The following is a 15077-nucleotide window of genomic DNA, read 5'->3' on the forward strand; positions in this document are numbered from 1 at the left end:
AAGATGCTCCGAACCGAAAGAGTCTATATTATTGCTGAAGCAGGAGTAAATCATAACGGTTCACTCGAGATCGCCAAGCAATTGATCGATGTTGCGTGTGAAGCCGGAGCGGACGCTATAAAATTTCAAACTTTTAAAGCAGAGAAACTTGTCGGTCAAAATGCCCCTAAAGCGGAGTATCAGACAAAAACCACTGACGTCTTCGAGTCCCAATTTGAAATGATCAAAAAGCTGGAGCTGGATGAAACGGCGCATCGTGTTCTTATCGACTACTGCCTTGAAAAGGGGATTCAGTTTCTATCAACTCCCTTTGATTTGGAAAGCGTGGATTTATTGGCAAACAGCTTCAATCTGCCTCGACTCAAAATATCTTCCGGTGAAATCACGAACGCTCCACTATTACTAAAAGCAGCCAGGTCAGGAAAACCTATTATCTTATCAACAGGAATGTCGACGTTAGGGGATGTGGAACAAGCGTTGGCTGTGTTGGCGTTTGGTTATACAAACGGATCCGCTATACCTTCAATCAATGCTTTTAATCAAGCGTATTGTTCAACAGAAGGGCAGCGCGCATTGCAAGAAAATGTGGTTTTGCTGCATTGTACAACTGAGTACCCCACTCCGTTTGAAGATGTAAATCTCAGTGTAATGGATACCTTATCTGCCGCTTTTGGTTTGCCTGTTGGATTTTCTGATCATACCCCAGGCATTGCAGTTCCGGCGGCAGCAGTAGCACGTGGCGCCGTTGTTATTGAGAAGCACTTCACTTTGGACAAGACTCTGCCCGGACCAGACCACAAAGCTTCTTTGGAGCCTGATGAGCTATATAATATGATACAAGCCATTCGGCAGGTAGAGGCTGCGATAGGAAATCCTGTTAAATCTCCGGCACCGTCCGAATTAAAAAACTTATCTGTTGCCAGGAAAAGCTTGGTGGCTGCACGAGTCATTCAAAAAGGCGAAATATTTACGGAAGAGAATCTCACTGTCAAGCGTCCCGGTGGTGGTATTTCGCCCATGCTTTATTGGGAGTGGCTAGGGAAAAAAGCGGAGAAAAATTATGAGCCGGATGAAAAGGTGAGTACATGAAATTTCCGATCATCGTTCTGGGTGGAGGCGGACACGCCAGAGTACTGATTGATACATTATTGGAACTAAAACTGCCTTTATTAGGTTTTACGGTTCCAAATCCCGAATTATCAAATGCACTATTAGGGGTCCCGTGTATCGGCACCGATGATGCTGTCACAAATTATTTGCCAAGCGCAGTCGAATTGGTTAATGGATTGGGATCGGTGGGAGTACCGAATCAACGGAAACGGCTGTTTCAACAATTAAAAGAAAAAGGGTATCATTTTTCGAGCGTAATTCATCCTGCTGCGGTAATTGGACGGGAAGTTGAACTTTCCGAAGGTATACAGATTATGGCTGGCGCTATTGTTCAGACTGGAAGCTCAATCGGAAACAATACAATCGTTAATACAAGAGCTTCTGTTGATCATGATTGTGTAATTGGGGATCATGTTCATCTGGCTCCAGGGGTTACGCTTTCTGGCGGCGTAAAAGTGGGAGCGGAAGTACATATAGGTACAGGGGCTACCGTAATTCAAGGGGTTCGAATTGGTGCAAACAGCATAATAGGTGCAGGAGCATTGGTGCTAAAGGATGTGCCTGAAGGTGCCACAGTTTTCGGTGTACCTGCAAAGGAGGTTCAACTATGACCCGTTGGAAAGAAATATTGATTTCCCCATCAACACCTATCTTAAAGGCAATAGAGATTATAGACGCAGGAGCAATGAAAATTGCTTTGGTAGCTGATGAACAGAATCGTTTATTGGGTACAGTTACGGATGGAGACATTCGACGCGGGATCCTGAAAGGTATTTCATTAAATGAAGAAGTTCGAGTAGTAATGAACTCGAATCCTATAACAGCCAGGTCAACGGAAGCCAAAGAAACAGTTCTTGCCATAATGAAATTAAAACGTCTTCACCAGATTCCGATTGTGAACGAGCAAGGGGTTGTGGTCGGAATTGAAATCCTGGACAATTTGTTAAAATCCAATTACAGGGACAATTGGGTAGTGTTAATGGCAGGCGGACTGGGAACTCGCTTGCGACCTTTGACAGATGAGGCGCCCAAACCACTTCTGCGGGTGGGAAGCAAACCCATTCTTGAAACGATTATGGAAAATTTTATTGAATATGGGTTTCGGAAGTTTTATTTGTCAGTGAATTATAAGGCTGAAATGATTGAGGAGTATTTTGGTGACGGTTCCCGGTGGGGTGTTGAAATTCGCTATATCCGTGAGGACAAGCAGATGGGAACGGCTGGAGCGTTAGGCTTGCTGCCGGAAAAACCTTCGAATCCAATCGTGGTAATGAACGGTGACTTGCTTACAAAAGTGAATTTTCAACAGTTGCTTGATTTTCATCTTGAACACCATGCGCAGGCTACCATGTGTGTTCGTGAATATGATTTTCAGGTCCCTTACGGCGTTGTTAAAGTTGATAAACTGAAACTCATAGGAATAGATGAAAAACCAATACACAAGTTTTTTGTCAATGCGGGTATCTATGTATTGGATTCTGCCGCGCTGGAACTAATCCCCAAAGGCGAGTACTTTGATATGCCAAGTCTGTATGAAAAATTAATGGAGCTTAACTGTGAAACGGTTGTTTTTCCGATTCGGGAATATTGGATGGACATTGGCCGCAAGGATGATTTTGATCGGGCAAATGGGGAGTTTTGGGAGGTGTTCGGATGATTGCAGGAAAAACGGTTTTAGCCATGATTCCTGCTCGCGGCGGTTCGAAGGCGGTACCACACAAAAATATTAGAGATGTGGGTGGGAAACCCCTCATTGCCTGGACGATTGAGGAAGCTAAAAAGTCAAAGTATATAGATCGGCTCATTCTCTCCTCTGATGATAACGAAATCATACGCGTGGCAAATCAATGGGGATGTGAGGTTCCTTTTGTTCGTCCATCAGAACTCGCACAAGATACAACACCGGGTATCGATCCTGTTTTACACGCAATGGAGACTCTTCCTGAAAAATACGATTATGTGGTGTTGTTGCAGCCTACTTCTCCATTGCGGACGGTGGATGATATTGATAGCTGCATAGAACGGTGTTTGGAAAAACAGGCAAATGCCTGCGTGACGGTTACCTGTCCGGATAAAAGTCCCTATTGGATGTATGAATTGGACAGGCAGGAACGGCTTGTGCCGATTTTGGACAAGGGTTCAGCCATTTCCAGAAGGCAGGATTTGCCCAGTGTATATGTGCTTAATGGGGCCGTTTATGTGGCGAATTGTGAGTGGTTGTTGAAAAATCGAACCTTTTTAAGCGGAGAAACGGTTGCCTGTTTGATGCCAAAGGAACGGTCATGGGACATTGACAGTGAAACTGATTTGCAAATGGTGGGCTGGATGATCAGCAGACAAGTTGGGATGTAATATATTTCCAGAGGGGACCTCGACGCTTATAATTGCAATTTCATTCCTCGCAGTGTATTTTAATTCATGTATTCTAATCTTGTATTCTGATGTACGATCAAAAGAAGAAAACCATTTTTTATTGGAAAAGGGGAAAAATGATGCAAATGAAAAGAGGATTTGCACTGACTGTAGCATCTTTACTGTTGGGAACAACGCTTACCGCCTGTGGTGGCGGAAATGTGGGACAGGCACCCGCTCCGAACAACGGTGGGGGTTCGGCACCGCAAGCGAAAGAATACGTGGTAGGTACCGATGCTGCCTACGCGCCGTTTGAATCGGAAACGGAAAAGAAGGAAATTGTCGGTTTTGATATTGATTTGTTGAAAGCGGTGGCAGACAAGGCTGGATTCAAAGTCAAGTTTGTCAATACGCCTTGGGAAGGGATTTTTACAGCATTGCAAAACGGTGAACGCGATATGCTGATTTCTGCCATTACGATTACGGATGACCGCAAAAAGGATATGGATTTCTCCGACCCTTATTTTGAAGCAAAGCAATTGATTGCGGTCTCCAAAGATTCGAAGATCGCCAAATTCGATGATCTGAAAGGGAAAAAAGTAGGCGTTCAAACAGGAACTACTGGTGATGAAGTTGTTACCAAACTGCTTGGCAAAGACAGCCCGGACATCAAGCGTTTTGAAAGTACGCCGCTCGCTTTGAAAGAATTGCAAAACGGCGGGGTGGAAGCAGTTGTAGCTGACAACGGAGTTGTTATCAACTACGTCAAGAACAACACGGCACAAGGGTTCAAAATGGTGGATGATCCTGCGTTTGAGAAGGAATATTACGGAATTGCCGTTAAAAAAGGCAATACAGACGTGTTGAACAAAGTAAACGACGGTTTGAAGAAGATCAAATCGGACGGCACTTACGACAAAATTTATGAGCAATACTTCGGCAAGAAACAGTAAGGATATTTGGCAAGAAACAGTAAGGATATTTCGGTAACAAGGAATAAGGGGTTGTTTTATGCGTGAGAAGCGCGGCCTGTTTGTACAGCAAACGGTCGTGCTTTTTCCATTTAATGAATTCTAGTAAGTTACCCTTTGATATGCTATAGTAATTTCGAGTGTTTATGGGGAGATTTACTTTTTGCATAGCGAAGGGTGTGTAGGATGCATTTTCGTTGGGAGATTATTGGTGAATATTGGCCGTTATTTGTAAAAGGTGCCGTAACCACCATTGAAGCGACGGTCATCGCTGTCGTATTGGGTACGATTATCGGTCTGTTTGCGGGAATCGGACGTTTGGCCTATGTAAAGCACGGAATTTGGAAGTATATCGTGACTTTGTTATTCCGTTGGCCGGCGATTGTTTATATAACGTTTTTTCGCGGCACACCGCTGTTCGTTCAGATTCTTATCGTTCATTTCGGCTTGATGCCGCTGCTGATCAACCAAACGGATGGGTGGATTATATCGGGTGATCTGGCCCGGACGATCAAACTGTCTGATTGGAACGTTTTTCTGTCAGCCATTGTGGCGTTGACGCTTAATTCCGGGGCCTATATTGCGGAAATTTTCCGTGCAGGCATCCAGTCGATTGACAAAGGACAAGCAGAAGCAGCTCGTTCCTTGGGATTATCTTACCCCAAGACGCTGCGTTATATTATTGTTCCGCAAGCGTTTCGCCGCATGCTCCCGCCGCTTGGGAATGAAGCGATCGCTCTGTTGAAGGATTCGTCGCTCGTGTCAGCGATTGGCTTGGGAGAATTGGCATATGCGGCAAGGACGGTGTTCGGTTCCACCACGCGTGTATGGGAACCTTATCTGACCATTTCTGCTTTCTATCTGGTTATGACACTCGGACTGTCTTTGCTTGTTGCGTGGCTTGAAAGGAGGTACGGAGTTGATTCGCGTTAAGGATCTCCGCAAGTCTTTTGGGAAACATGAAGTGTTGAAAGGTGTAACTTGTACGATTAAAGAGCGTGAAGTGGTGTGTGTGATTGGACCTTCCGGTTCAGGAAAAAGCACATTTTTACGGTGCCTGAACGGTCTTGAAGAGATTACATCCGGTCAAGTGGAAGTGGACGGGAAGGCCATTCATGATATGGGTACCAATATTAATAAAGTGCGGGAAGAATTGGGGATGGTGTTCCAGCGGTTCAATCTGTTTCCGCATATGACCGTGCTTGAGAATATCATGCTGGCTCCGCTGAAGGTCCGCAAGGTATCGAAGCAGGAGGCTGAAAAACGGGCGCGCGATCTGCTTGCAAAAGTCGGTTTGTCCGATAAAGCGGAACAGCTTCCGAACCAACTGTCAGGCGGTCAGCAACAGCGTGTGGCGATTGCGCGAGCATTGGCTATGCAGCCGAAAGTGATGCTGTTTGATGAACCTACCTCGGCGTTGGACCCGGAAATGGTGGGGGAAGTTCTTGATGTCATGAAGTCTCTGGCGCAAGAAGGCATGACGATGGTGGTGGTCACGCATGAGATGGGATTTGCCCGCGAAGTGGGTGATCGTGTGCTGTTTATGGATCAGGGTGTGATTTTGGAGGATGCGGCGCCTGAGCAACTGTTTGGCAGTCCGCAGCACGAGCGCACGCGCGAATTTTTAAGCAAGGTGCTTTAGGTTTTTGGCAGAGAGGATCTCGGAATTAATTTGATTCCGAGGTCTTTTTTTGATTCGGTTCGGTAAAACTAGATGTGAGCACAAACCGGATTGTGAAAATTGTGAAAGGTATATGTTCTCGATGTGAAATTTCTGTTTCAGGAAGGTTTTTATGGGGCGCATCGAGAATAACAATAGAACAAGGGAAGGAGGAGTACCCTATGAATATCCAATTGCGTGGGGAAAATCTTGATGTTACAGAGGCGTTGCGCAGCTATGTGGAAAAGAAGATTGGACGCTTGGAAAAGTACTTCGACACACCTCCCAAACAAGTGCAGGTAACCTTATCGGTGATTCGCGATTTGCACATCGTTGAGGTGACAATGCCACTGAATGGCATCATCATGCGAGCGGAAGAACGTTCGGATGACATGTACGCTTCCATAGATTTGGTGGCTGAAAAGCTGGAAGGTCAAATCCGGAAGCACAAAACAAAGTTGAATCGCCGTTTTCGGGAAGCGGGAATTCGAACGCTGTTTCAGGAAAATGGTGCGGGGCCGGCTGTGGCAGTGGAAGAAGACGACGAAACGGGCAGAATTGTTCGCGTCAAAAAATTTGCCTTTAAGCCAATGACGGCAGAGGAGGCGGTGCTGCAGATGGATTTGCTTGGCCACAGTTTCTTTGTATTCTCGAATGCAGAATCGAATGAAGTGAATGTCGTATACAGACGGGAAGACGGCAACTACGGTTTGATCGAACCCAGCTTTTGAATAGAAAGATAAAGCGACAAGGGCCAGCCGAAAGGTTGGTCTTTTTGTATTAGGCACTAACCTATTCCCTCTTGCATACGATGGAGCAGGAGGTGAACGACAATGTCGTTCGTTGTCGGTGCAGCCCAAGTCGTTGTTTTTCTTTTAGCAGTAAAAATGGCTCATATCCTCTATTGGAACCTAAAAAAGGTATATCCGATTCATTCCTGGTTGACCGAAACGATTCTTGCGATCTTGTTTGTGATTTTGGTACATTTCACATCTAATGTATGGGGACTGGTACTCAGTGTGTCTGTGATTGCAGGGGCCGTGCGGGGGGATCAGGAAGCAAGCGGGGCGACTGACAGGAAGTTTCGGTAGCGGGTAACCAGGTAGGCATGTTAAATTTCGGTGACATTGTCACCTTTTTTTCTTTTGGACACACACGAAAAGGATGGTATACTAGACGTTGTATAAAAGCTCAAAAATCCGGTTCATTCAATATAGATGAATTTAGAGAAGGAGAGGAGTGGAACCAAACTATGATCGGACTCCTGAAGAAAATTGTTGGAGACACAAACGAACGAGAAGTTAAAAAATTGTATAAAGTGGTGGAGATTATCAACCACTTGGAGCCCTCGGTGGCAGGATTATCAAACGAACAGTTGGCAGCCCGCACGATTGAATTTAAGGAGCGGCTTGCCAATGGGGAACCGCTTGATGATTTGCTGCCCGAAACATACGCTGTTGTAAGGGAGACGGCGAAACGTGTACTTGGCAAACGCCATTATGATGTGCAGCTGTTGGGGGGGATTGTACTCCATCAAGGACGTATCGCGGAAATGCGTACCGGGGAAGGTAAGACGCTTGTCGCAACACTGCCTTCTTATCTGAACGCATTGACGGGTAAAGGCGTCCACGTCATTACGGTGAACGATTACCTGGCACGTCGTGACGCCGAGGAGATGGGACAAGTCCATCGTTTTCTCGGTTTGCAGGTCGGTCTGAACATTAACGGAATGGAACCCGCGCAAAAAAAAACAAGCGTACGCCTGTGACGTCACGTACGGAACCAACAATGAATTCGGATTTGATTATCTGCGTGACAATATGGTGGTGTCGCTTGATCAGATGGTGCAGCGTCCGCTTTACTATGCCATCGTGGACGAAGTGGATTCGATTTTGATTGATGAAGCGCGAACTCCTTTGATTATTTCCGGTCAAGCGGAAGAATCGAATGAATTGTATGTGCGTGCCAATATTTTTGTCTCCAGTTTACGCGAGGCCGATTTTGCACATGATGAAAAAGCTCGCTCTGTGGTTCTGACGGAACAGGGTGTACAGAAGGCGGAACGGTTTTTCCATGTTGAAAATCTGTTTGACCCTGAAAACACCGCGATCCATCATCATGTCACGCAGGCCTTGAAAGCCCATCATATGATGAAGCGGGATAAGGATTATGTCGTGCAGGGTGATGAAATCATCATCGTTGACGAGTTCACAGGCCGTCTCATGCATGGACGCCGCTACAGCGAGGGGCTGCATCAGGCCATAGAAGCAAAGGAAAAAGTCAAGATTCAAAACGAAAGTAAAACACTGGCTACCATTACTTTGCAGAATTACTTCCGGATGTATGAAAAGTTATCCGGTATGACCGGTACTGCCAAAACGGAGGAAGAAGAATTCCGCTCCATTTATGGCATGGATGTAGTGGTGATCCCGACAAACAAACCCAACCAACGGATTGACCTGCAGGATGTAGTTTACAAAAATGTGCGGGGCAAGTTCAATGCGGTGGTTGAGGAGATTGTCCAGCGCCATGCGAAAGGGCAACCGATTTTGGTGGGTACCACTTCGATTGAAAAGTCGGAATATCTGTCTGAGCTTTTGAAAAAACGTGGCGTCAAACATGAAGTGTTGAATGCGAAGCAGCATGAACGGGAAGCACAAATTATTGCGCTTGCCGGTCAACGGGGGGCTGTTACGATTGCAACCAATATGGCGGGGCGGGGGACTGACATCATTTTGGGAGATGGTGTGGCGGAACTCGGTGGACTGCATATTATTGGTACAGAACGTCATGAAAGCAGACGGATCGATAACCAGTTGAGGGGACGGGCGGGGCGCCAGGGCGATCCGGGCTCTTCCCAATTTTTCCTGTCGCTGGAAGATGATCTGATGCGTTTGTTCGGATCAGAACGGATTATGAACATGATGGAGCGGTTGGGTCTGGAAGAAGATCAGCCAATTGAAGCCCGTTTGGTTACTTCCGCCATTGAAAGTGCGCAAAAGAAGGTGGAAGGAAACAATTTTGATATTCGGAAGCACGTATTAAAATATGACGACGTCATGAATCAGCAACGGGAAGTCATGTACAAACAGCGTCGCGAATTGTTGGAACGGGATGATCTGTCCGATGCTGTAAAAAGCATGGTCGAGGATCTGGTGCAATATGCGGTGGAAACCTATTGTTCAGCGGACACGATTCCGGAGGATTGGGATTTGAACGGTCTGCTTGCGTATATGGAGCGTCAGATCCTGTCCGATGGCAAAACCAATCTGGAGGAGTTGTCCCGACGAACGGATCCAGAGGAACTGCGTGAGTATTTGTTAGATCTTGCCATGCAGGAATACGAAGACCGGACTAACCGATTGGGCGTTTTCATGCGGGAGCTGCAAAAAATGGTACTGCTTCGGACGGTGGATGCAAAGTGGATGGACCACATCGACGCGATGGATCATCTCCGACAAGGGATTCATCTGCGTGCTTACGGTCAGCGTGATCCCCTGGTGGAATATAAGTTTGAGGGATACCGAATGTTTGACGAGATGATTCATAGCATCCGGGAAGAAGTGGTATTCTATATATTTAAGACGAATATTTCGGTTCATGAGCAAGAACCACAAAACGCCTGAAGCAGAACCACAAAACGCCAAATTTGAAGGGTCAGCGTTTGGAAACATTCAGTAAGAGGTGAAGGATTTTGGCAAGCAAAACAATGGGGGAACTTCGGCAAGAGTTGCAAAATACGGCCAAGCGGTTGGCTGATATTGGGAGGTCTCTTTGACCTGCCTGATAAAAAAGATCGGATAGCGGCTCTGGAGGAGCAGATGGCCCAGCCGAATTTTTGGGATGACCAGGATGCGGCACAAAAAGTAATTAATGAATCCAATGCGATGAAATCGCTTGTTGATCGGATGGAAAAGCTATCGCGCCAGCAAGAGGATTTGGACGTTTTAATGGAACTGGCCCGTGAGGAAGGGGACGAAAGTCTCCTCGATGAAGTGGAGCAGGGAATTGAGAAACTCGGGGCGGAGATGGCCGATTTTGAATTGCAATTGTTGTTGAGCGAACCGTATGATCAAAACAATGCGATTCTGGAGGTTCATCCTGGTGCGGGCGGAACGGAGTCGCAGGATTGGGCGTCTATTTTGCTTCGCATGTATACCCGGTGGGCGGAAGATAAAGGGTATAAGGTGGAGACTCTCGATTACCTGCCGGGTGAAGAAGCAGGAATCAAGAGTGTTACGTTATTAATTAAAGGATATAACGCTTATGGATACCTGAAAGCGGAACGGGGCGTGCACCGGCTGGTTCGCATTTCGCCGTTTGATGCATCGGGTAGACGGCATACATCATTTGCTTCAGTTGATGTGATGCCGGAAATGGATGAAAATGTGGATCTGGAAATCCGCGAAACAGATTTGAAGATTGATACCTATCGTTCTTCCGGGGCAGGGGGGCAGCATGTCAATACCACTGACTCGGCTGTTCGTATCACCCACATTCCAACAGGCATTGTAGTAACCTGTCAAAGTGAACGGTCACAGATTAAAAACCGGGCTGCTGCCATGAAGATTTTGGCGGCTAAATTGTATGAACGGCAATTGGAAGAACGTGAAAAAGAGCTGGCTGATATCCGGGGAGAGCAACGGGATATTGCGTGGGGCAGTCAAATTCGGTCTTATGTTTTTCACCCGTATTCGTTGGTTAAAGACCACCGAACAGGGGAAGAGGTAGGGAATGTCCACGCTGTAGTAGATGGAGCCATTGACACTTTTATTGATGCGTATTTGCGTCAACAGGTAGGGAATAAAACGGGAGACTAGGAAGTGTATTGTGTTTCTTAAAGGTAAAAGCCCATTTTTTCCGATCAGGAGAAAATGGGCTTTTTGTATGTGGAAAAGTGTTCGTGCTAATTAGCCGCGAGCTGCTTGGTAACGTTTGTTCACTTCATCCCAGTTAATTACATTCCAGAATGCCGCAATGTAATCCGGGCGCTTGTTTTGGTATTTGAGGTAGTATGCGTGTTCCCAAACATCCAGTCCGAGGATCGGAGTATGACCGTCCATCAACGGGCTGTCTTGATTTGCGGTGCTGTAAAGTTGCAGTTCTTTGTTTTGATCAACTACGAGCCATGCCCAACCACTGCCAAAACGACCGGCTGCTGCTTTAGCGAATTCTTCTTTAAATTTGTCATATCCGCCGAACTTGCTGTTGATTGCGTCAGCCACAGGACCTGTCGGTTGACCGCCGCCGTTCGGGCTTAGAATTTCCCAGAACAAGGAGTGATTGTGATGACCGCCGCCATTGTTGCGCACAGCGGTACGGATGTTTTCAGGTACGGTGTTGATGTTGCGAAGAAGATCTTCTAAGCTCTTGTTCTGCAGGTCCGCATTGCCCTCTAAAGCGGCGTTCAGATTATTTACATATGTAGCGTGGTGCCTGTCGTGGTGGATTTCCATCGTCATAGCATCGATGTGCGGTTCGAGAGCCGCTTTGTCATACGGAAGCGGTGGTAATTGATGTGCCATTGCGTAATTCCCTCCCACAAATAGATATTTGTTTTGAATTTTTCTATGTATTAGCCTACCGTATTTTTCCTAAAAACGCAATGTGGGCATCCACACAATTGTAGACTGCGTACGGAGAATTTTTGAGATTATATATGGATGAAGCGTACTATTATAAGGATAGCAAACGTTTAGAGGCGAATTTGGGCCTCAAAACTAGAAGAAGTAAAAGGAAATGTGTGATTATAAACATACAAAGAAAATAAACGGATTCTTTTGTATCGTTTTGTTTGGTATCTATCATTGAGTTCTGTTCAGGTGCGTGATAAGATAACATCTGTTGTTGCGAAACGAAGCGAATGAATCGCAACTCTAAAAAATCCGTTTGGTGACTGAATTTACCAGTTGCAGTGTGTGTTCGGATATGGTAAGATAGCATTTGTCGCGGCGCTCAAGGTGCTCGTGAATGTTAAGACTGAGTCGTTCTTTGTACCCAAAGGGCACAAGCACCCGAGGGGCACAAGCAACGCTAAGCACAATTAGATAAGGAAACCCCGCTAAGAACGTTGACATCCATGTCAACACGCGGGATAGATCATCCGTGATCTAAGTCGTTCTTTGAAAACTGAATCGTGTAGGGAGCCAGATTGATTCTTAAGGAAATCCCGATTCCTATGGAACGGGATCCATTCACAGAGGTGGCTCCGCTAAGAGCGCCAACGTCCTGTTGGCAACGCGGAGTATATCATCCATGATATAAGAGTTTGATCCTGGCTCAGGACGAACGCTGGCGGCGTGCCTAATACATGCAAGTCGCGCGGGCGGAAAGAGAGCTTGCTCTCTGGAAGCCAGCGGCGGACGGGTGAGTAACACGTGGGTAACCTGCCTGACAGACTGGGATAACGCCTGGAAACGGGTGCTAATACCGGATAATCAGCCTTTAGGCATCTAAGGGTTGTAAAAGGTGCTACGGCATCACTGACAGATGGGCCCGCGGCGCATTAGCTAGTTGGTGGGGTAACGGCTCACCAAGGCGACGATGCGTAGCCGACCTGAGAGGGTGAACGGCCACACTGGGACTGAGACACGGCCCAGACTCCTACGGGAGGCAGCAGTAGGGAATCTTCCACAATGGGCGCAAGCCTGATGGAGCAACGCCGCGTGAGTGAAGAAGGCCTTCGGGTTGTAAAACTCTGTCTTTGGGGACGAATGGCTGAGAGAGGGAATGCTCATGGCGTGACGGTACCCAAGGAGGAAGCCACGGCTAACTACGTGCCAGCAGCCGCGGTAATACGTAGGTGGCAAGCGTTGTCCGGAATTACTGGGCGTAAAGCGCGCGCAGGCGGCCATTTAAGTCTGGGGTGAAAGCCCGGGGCTCAACCCCGGGATGGCCCTGGATACTGGATGGCTTGAGGATCGGAGAGGCAAGGGGAATTCCACGTGTAGCGGTGAAATGCGTAGAGATGTGGAGGAACACCAGTGGCGAAGGCGCCTTGCTGGCCGATAACTGACGCTGAGGCGCGAAAGCGTGGGGAGCAAACAGGATTAGATACCCTGGTAGTCCACGCCGTAAACGATGAGTGCTAGGTGTTGGTGGGGTCCACCCATCAGTGCCGAAGTCAACACAGTAAGCACTCCGCCTGGGGAGTACGGTCGCAAGACTGAAACTCAAAGGAATTGACGGGGGCCCGCACAAGCAGTGGAGCATGTGGTTTAATTCGAAGCAACGCGAAGAACCTTACCAGGGCTTGACATCCCGCTGACCGGTTTAGAGATAGACCTTCCCTTCGGGGCAGCGGAGACAGGTGGTGCATGGTTGTCGTCAGCTCGTGTCGTGAGATGTTGGGTTAAGTCCCGCAACGAGCGCAACCCTTGATCTGTGTTGCCAGCATTGAGTTGGGCACTCACAGGTGACTGCCGGTGACAAACCGGAGGAAGGCGGGGATGACGTCAAATCATCATGCCCCTTATGTCCTGGGCTACACACGTGCTACAATGGGCGGAACAACGGGAAGCGAAGGAGTGATCTGGAGCGAAACCCTGAAAACCGTTCGTAGTTCGGATTGCAGGCTGCAACTCGCCTGCATGAAGCCGGAATTGCTAGTAATCGCGGATCAGCATGCCGCGGTGAATACGTTCCCGGGCCTTGTACACACCGCCCGTCACACCACGAGAGTTGGTAACACCCGAAGTCGGTGAGGGAACCTGAAAGGGAGCCAGCCGCCGAAGGTGGGATCGATGATTGGGGTGAAGTCGTAACAAGGTAGCCGTATCGGAAGGTGCGGCTGGATCACCTCCTTTCTAAGGAGCTCGAAAGAGCACAAGCACGAACACACAGGCTTCTCTACACGATTTGGTTTTGAAGGAACGACAGCCTTCGAGAGAAGGAAGAGTTTCTTCAGGTGGAAAGATTTGAGGGTTGCGGTCGCACATGCCACCGTGATATCAACATCTTCCGTTGAATTTTGTTCTTTGAAAACTGGATAGCGAATATGAGAAACGAAAAATTGCGAGGTAACTCATCTACCGGCCAAAGTGAAGTGAAGCGTTGGAGCAACACCGAATACTTTGGCGGGGACCCAAAGAGATTGGGGAGCGAGTATACAATTCACAATTAGCTGGGAAGATACCGAGTAAAACCGATGTAGATGATTAAGCTACAAAGGGCACACGGAGGATGCCTAGGCGCCAGGTGCCGAAGAAGGACGGAGCGAACGCCGAAACGCCTCGGGGAGCCGTACGCAGGCTGAGATCCGGGGATATCCGAATGGGGGAACCCACTGGACGTAATGGTCCAGTACCCGCTGCTGAATCCATAGGCAGCGAGGAGGCAGACCAGGGGAACTGAAACATCTAAGTACCCTGAGGAAAAGAAAACAACAGTGATTCCGTCAGTAGCGGCGAGCGAACGCGGAGAAGCCCAAACCAACCTGCTTGCAGGTTGGGGTTGCGGGGCGTCTCATGAGGAGTTACAAAATGGATGTGTAGGAGAAGCGGTTTGGAAAAGCCCACCGCAGAGGGTGAGAGTCCCGTATCTGAAACAGATCCATCTCCGAGACGGACCCCAAGTACCGCGGGACACGAGGAATCCCGTGGGAATCCGGGAGGACCACCTCCTAAGGCTAAATACAACCTGGCGACCGATAGTGAACCAGTACCGTGAGGGAAAGGTGAAAAGCACCCCGGGAGGGGAGTGAAAAAGAACCTGAAACCGTGTGCCTACAATCAGTCGGAGGACGTTAAAGTCTGACGGCGTGCCTTTTGTAGAATGAACCGGCGAGTTGCGATTGCAGGCGAGGTTAAGCAGAGAATGCGGAGCCGCAGCGAAAGCGCGTCTGAAGAGGGCGAAAGTTTGGAGTCGCAGACCCGAAACCGAGTGATCTACCCCTGGACAGGATGAAGGTGAGGTAACACTTACTGGAGGTCCGAACCCACGCACGTTGAAAAGTGCGGGGATGAGCTGGGGGTAGGGGTGAAATT

At 47.9% G+C, this 15077-nt stretch carries 11 protein-coding genes, 2 rRNA genes and 1 pseudogene (1 of these 14 cut by a window edge); 13 read left to right on the forward strand and 1 reads right to left on the reverse strand.

Annotated features, from left to right (window positions below):
* The first annotated feature begins 3 nt into the window (after positions 1–3).
* The 11 genes and pseudogenes from neuB (at position 4) to prfB (ending at position 10913) form a co-directional block, all read left to right on the forward strand.
* Positions 4–1089 (forward strand): N-acetylneuraminate synthase, encoded by a 1086-nt coding sequence (neuB, locus tag skT53_RS14665; RefSeq protein ID WP_200758362.1) that lies wholly within the window; start codon positions 4–6, stop codon positions 1087–1089.
* Positions 1086–1721, forward strand: a complete 636-nt coding sequence (locus skT53_RS14670) for an acetyltransferase (protein ID WP_200758364.1) — start codon at positions 1086–1088, stop codon at positions 1719–1721. Before neuB ends, skT53_RS14670 begins: the two co-directional genes overlap by 4 nt.
* A complete protein-coding gene (locus tag skT53_RS14675; protein WP_200758366.1) occupies positions 1718–2767 on the forward strand; it encodes a nucleotidyltransferase family protein in 1050 nt (349 codons plus the stop codon). The genes skT53_RS14670 and skT53_RS14675 overlap by 4 nt, the downstream gene beginning before the upstream one ends.
* Complete coding sequence (locus skT53_RS14680) at positions 2764–3462, forward strand: acylneuraminate cytidylyltransferase family protein (RefSeq protein WP_200758368.1); 699 nt, start codon at positions 2764–2766, stop codon at positions 3460–3462. Before skT53_RS14675 ends, skT53_RS14680 begins: the two co-directional genes overlap by 4 nt.
* Positions 3463–3602: 140 nt before the next feature.
* A complete protein-coding gene (locus tag skT53_RS14685; RefSeq protein ID WP_226375234.1) occupies positions 3603–4415 on the forward strand; it encodes a basic amino acid ABC transporter substrate-binding protein in 813 nt (270 codons plus the stop codon).
* A 204-nt stretch (positions 4416–4619) separates the two neighbouring features.
* Entirely contained in the window at positions 4620–5366 is a 747-nt protein-coding gene (locus skT53_RS14690; RefSeq protein ID WP_200758370.1) for an amino acid ABC transporter permease, read from the forward strand.
* Positions 5353–6075, forward strand: coding sequence for an amino acid ABC transporter ATP-binding protein (locus skT53_RS14695; RefSeq protein ID WP_200758372.1), 723 nt, complete (start codon positions 5353–5355; stop codon positions 6073–6075). The genes skT53_RS14690 and skT53_RS14695 overlap by 14 nt, the downstream gene beginning before the upstream one ends.
* Before the next feature lie 200 nt (positions 6076–6275).
* On the forward strand, positions 6276–6824 hold the full coding sequence (gene hpf / locus skT53_RS14700) for a ribosome hibernation-promoting factor, HPF/YfiA family (RefSeq protein ID WP_200758374.1): 549 nt from the start codon (positions 6276–6278) through the stop codon (positions 6822–6824).
* A 102-nt stretch (positions 6825–6926) separates the two neighbouring features.
* Entirely contained in the window at positions 6927–7184 is a 258-nt protein-coding gene (locus skT53_RS14705) for a hypothetical protein (protein ID WP_200758376.1), read from the forward strand.
* A gap of 161 nt (positions 7185–7345) precedes the next feature.
* Positions 7346–9719, forward strand: a pseudogene (gene secA, locus skT53_RS14710) (preprotein translocase subunit SecA).
* An 83-nt stretch (positions 9720–9802) separates the two neighbouring features.
* Positions 9803–10913 (forward strand): peptide chain release factor 2 gene (prfB, locus tag skT53_RS14715; RefSeq protein WP_200761002.1). Its coding sequence is split into 2 segments (ribosomal slippage): positions 9803–9868 and positions 9870–10913, totalling 1110 coding nucleotides; the frame shifts between segments, so codons are not numbered across the junction.
* A gap of 90 nt (positions 10914–11003) precedes the next feature.
* On the opposite strand, the gene skT53_RS14720 is transcribed toward prfB, so the two are convergent.
* Positions 11004–11618, reverse strand: coding sequence for a superoxide dismutase (locus skT53_RS14720; protein ID WP_200758378.1), 615 nt, complete (start codon positions 11616–11618; stop codon positions 11004–11006).
* Positions 11619–12349: 731 nt separating this feature from the next.
* On the opposite strand from skT53_RS14720, the gene skT53_RS14725 reads away from it, so the two are divergent.
* Both skT53_RS14725 and skT53_RS14730 read left to right on the forward strand, forming a co-directional pair.
* Positions 12350–13898 (forward strand): 16S ribosomal RNA (locus skT53_RS14725).
* Positions 13899–14247: 349 nt separating this feature from the next.
* Positions 14248–15077 (forward strand): 23S ribosomal RNA (locus skT53_RS14730) (it continues 2104 nt past the right edge of the window).
* Together the 16S and 23S rRNA genes form the textbook arrangement of a ribosomal RNA operon.

This window comes from Effusibacillus dendaii (assembly GCF_015097055.1).
GTDB lineage: Bacteria > Bacillota > Bacilli > Tumebacillales > Effusibacillaceae > Effusibacillus > Effusibacillus dendaii.

Bases quoted from the DNA above. Each gene is read 5' to 3' on its own strand.
- neuB (WP_200758362.1), top strand. From the start codon at position 4: ATGCTCCGAACCGAAAGAGTCTATATTATTGCTGAAGCAGGAGTAAAT.
- skT53_RS14670 (WP_200758364.1), top strand. From the start codon at position 1,086: ATGAAATTTCCGATCATCGTTCTGGGTGGAGGCGGACACGCCAGAGTA.
- skT53_RS14675 (WP_200758366.1), top strand. From the start codon at position 1,718: ATGACCCGTTGGAAAGAAATATTGATTTCCCCATCAACACCTATCTTA.
- skT53_RS14680 (WP_200758368.1), top strand. From the start codon at position 2,764: ATGATTGCAGGAAAAACGGTTTTAGCCATGATTCCTGCTCGCGGCGGT.
- skT53_RS14685 (WP_226375234.1), top strand. From the start codon at position 3,603: ATGCAAATGAAAAGAGGATTTGCACTGACTGTAGCATCTTTACTGTTG.
- skT53_RS14690 (WP_200758370.1), top strand. From the start codon at position 4,620: ATGCATTTTCGTTGGGAGATTATTGGTGAATATTGGCCGTTATTTGTA.
- hpf (WP_200758374.1), top strand. From the start codon at position 6,276: ATGAATATCCAATTGCGTGGGGAAAATCTTGATGTTACAGAGGCGTTG.
- skT53_RS14705 (WP_200758376.1), top strand. From the start codon at position 6,927: ATGTCGTTCGTTGTCGGTGCAGCCCAAGTCGTTGTTTTTCTTTTAGCA.
- skT53_RS14720 (WP_200758378.1), bottom strand. From the start codon at position 11,618: ATGGCACATCAATTACCACCGCTTCCGTATGACAAAGCGGCTCTCGAA.